Genomic DNA, 2,775 nt, shown 5'->3' with positions numbered 1-2,775 from the left:
AAAAATTATTCATACCGATAATTACATTCTGGATGCACTTTTGTCGGAGAAAGCACTTCTGGCAAAGGAAAAAAAGATTCGGTTTACCATGGACCTGAACCTGAAAAAAGAGTTGGAAATACAGCCTGCAGACTGGTGTGCAATTTTTGGCAATGCATTGGATAATGCCATAGAAGCCTGTGAGAAGGTTCCGGAAGAAAAACGTTTTATCCGTGTTACTGCTGTTAGTCTGGGAGACCTGCTTAAAATAATCATAGAAAATGCAATGCAGGGGACGGTGGAGATAAGCGGAAAAGGCTTAGAGACCACAAAAAAGAGAAAAGAATATCACGGGTATGGGTTGATAAACATAGAAAAAGCGGTGAAACGTTATGACGGAATTATGGAATTAAACACACATGAAGGAATATTTATGATACGGATATTGCTGTGCAATATCTTGGGCAGGGCGACCTGAATTACGAAATAGGACAGGGAGTGATGAAATGGTAAATATTTGTTTGTGTGATGATAACAAAGTGATATTAGAAAAGTGTAAGGAATGTTTAAAGAAAACGGCTGAGAAATACAACTTTGATGCCTATATCAAGATATTTACATGCGGGGAAGAGATCATTCATTATTTTGAAAGCTTTTCGGAGAATCACATCGATATTATTTTTATGGACATCATCATGGACAAGATGAGTGGTGTGGAGACATCAAGACAGCTAAGGGAAAAGGGCTATGCCGGTGAGATTATATACCTCACTTCCAGCAGTGAATTTGCAGTAGATGCGTACGATACCTTTCCATTTTACTATTTGATGAAAAATGAATATGCAAAAAAGCTGGAAGCCGTATTCATTCAGGCTCTGCGGCGTAAAAAAGAGAAATCAAAAAATGAAATATTATGTAAAAAAGGTACGGTGATAAAAAGAATCCAGTTGGACGACATACAATACATTGAGGTCTATGGCAGAAATATTATCATACATATGCAAAAAGATGTGTTTGAATTTATGGCTAATATGGAGCTGATCGAAGGAAAAATAAGAGATAAAGGCTTTTTGAGAACCAACAGGTCTTATATTGTAAATTTAAAGTATGTTAAGAATATTGTAAAAAATAAGCTGGAAATGTATTCCGGGAAAATGATACCGCTCAGTCCAAAGTATAGCTTAGAAGTAAAAAAAGAAATATTAATGATTAATTCGGAATATTGGTAATAAAAAAGTATTTTTGGATAAAAAACAGAAAGCGAATCAATATCATGTTAGATATGTCAGAAGCCGATGATGTCCGGGACAGGACACTTTATATTTTATTATGTAACGCGTCAATGTATTTGCTGCAAGTATATGAAAGCTTACTTCGGTATGCAGCGCATAAGTACGGGTATGGGACGGACTTTATCATCTATGAAAACGGGAAAGAGGCCGTGTTTTGTAAAGATGACTGGTATCAGGAACTGGATATTCTGTTTATCGGGTGGGAGAGCTGTCAGATAAGAGGAATTGAAATTGCCAGGGTTTTCCGGAAAGACTATCACCAGTCACAGATCTTCTTTTTGGGCAGCCATGCACAAGAAGTTTTGGCCTCTTTTGAGGTGAATCCATATTATTATTTTATAGAAAGTGAAGTCACCCATAAAAAATTTGAACTGATTATGAGAAAATGTTTTCAGGAAATCATGGAGAGCAAGAAAAATTCACTTCGATATACGAATAACGGTAAAATTCAGAGGGTTTTGTTTGATTTGATTGTATATTTGAAGGTAGATCATCGTTTAATCAGTATCCAGTGCAGGGATAAGACAAAAATTTTATTTTACGAAAGCCTGAAAAGTGTGGAAGAGAAGATGAATGACGAAATGTTTATGAAAGTACACCGGGGTTACATAGTGAATTTGAATTATGTGGATTGCTTAGATAAAAATGACTTGTACTTAACCAGCGGAGATGTAATTCCCGTAGCCAGAAATTATAAACAAATGCTTGTAGAACGCATGATGAAATAAAGCAAAATCAAGAGGAGAAAAATATGCAAACATCTAAAACAAATAATTTGCAGAAAATGGTGATAAGGCTTTATCAAAACCTGCCAAAGGAAGTATTGATCCATGAGAGTTTTACTGCAAAATATGCCTGTATGCTTTTTAAGAAGCTATATGAAATGTATGCATACCCAAAAGAAACTGATCAGATCAGCCTGGAAGGTATCCGGCTTGGAGCTCTTTTTCATGATGCAGGCAAGATTCAGGTACCCAGAGAGATTCTGTGTAAAACGGATATACTTACGGAAAAAGAACGATCCCTGATTCACTGCCATGCTTTGTATGGCGGGGACATCGCCGTCAGCCTGCTAAAAGAATCCCAGCGAAAATATCATCTGACTGTTTGGAATATGGCGCAGTACCACCATGAGCGCTGGGACGGCACAGGGTATCCAAATGGTTTAAAAGGGGAGGAGATACCTTTGTCAGCCAGAATCTGTTCTGTCGCAGACAGTTATGATGCCATGATGGGGAGGCGGCAATATAATAAGAAGGAATTTTCTATGGAGTACGCCTGCGGGGAAATAAAAACGTATGCAGGCAGTCAGTTTGACCCGGTCCTGGCGGAATTGTTTTTACAATGCCTCAAGGAAAAGACCAAATTACATCCAGTGAGAATGGGTTAGCGTTATAGGCGAAAACAGTTATTTAATATACATTTTTGGAGGAGATACTTTATGAAGGTTAGAGTAATCAGACAGTTAAAAATCATAATGGCTTATATCATCATATTTTCTCTG

Annotated in this window: 4 protein-coding genes; all 4 read left to right on the top strand. The window is 37.3% G+C overall.

What is annotated here, in order from left to right; genetic code table 11:
- Positions 1-457 (top strand): ATP-binding protein (locus ACH2DQ_RS20475; RefSeq protein WP_395028086.1); only part of this gene is annotated, 457 nt, incomplete at its 5' end.
- A 28-nt stretch (positions 458-485) separates the two neighbouring features.
- Positions 486-1,208, top strand: coding sequence for a LytR/AlgR family response regulator transcription factor (locus tag ACH2DQ_RS20470; RefSeq protein ID WP_394913383.1), 723 nt, complete (start codon positions 486-488; stop codon positions 1,206-1,208).
- A 44-nt stretch (positions 1,209-1,252) separates the two neighbouring features.
- Entirely contained in the window at positions 1,253-1,999 is a 747-nt protein-coding gene (locus ACH2DQ_RS20465) for a LytR/AlgR family response regulator transcription factor (protein ID WP_394913384.1), read from the top strand.
- A 23-nt stretch (positions 2,000-2,022) separates the two neighbouring features.
- Positions 2,023-2,661 (top strand): HD-GYP domain-containing protein, encoded by a 639-nt coding sequence (locus tag ACH2DQ_RS20460; RefSeq protein WP_395028083.1) that lies wholly within the window; start codon positions 2,023-2,025, stop codon positions 2,659-2,661.
- The last annotated feature ends 114 nt before the right edge of the window (positions 2,662-2,775 follow it).

The sequence above is a fragment of the Robinsoniella sp. genome, from assembly GCF_034124845.1.
The sequence above is the reverse complement of the archived record's forward strand: the minus strand, read 5'-3'. Positions and strand labels throughout refer to the sequence as shown.

Excerpts from the sequence above, each read along its gene's own strand:
- ACH2DQ_RS20470 (WP_394913383.1), top strand. The coding sequence starts at position 486 with ATGGTAAATATTTGTTTGTGTGATGATAACAAAGTGATATTAGAAAAG.
- ACH2DQ_RS20465 (WP_394913384.1), top strand. The coding sequence starts at position 1,253 with ATGTTAGATATGTCAGAAGCCGATGATGTCCGGGACAGGACACTTTAT.
- ACH2DQ_RS20460 (WP_395028083.1), top strand. The coding sequence starts at position 2,023 with ATGCAAACATCTAAAACAAATAATTTGCAGAAAATGGTGATAAGGCTT.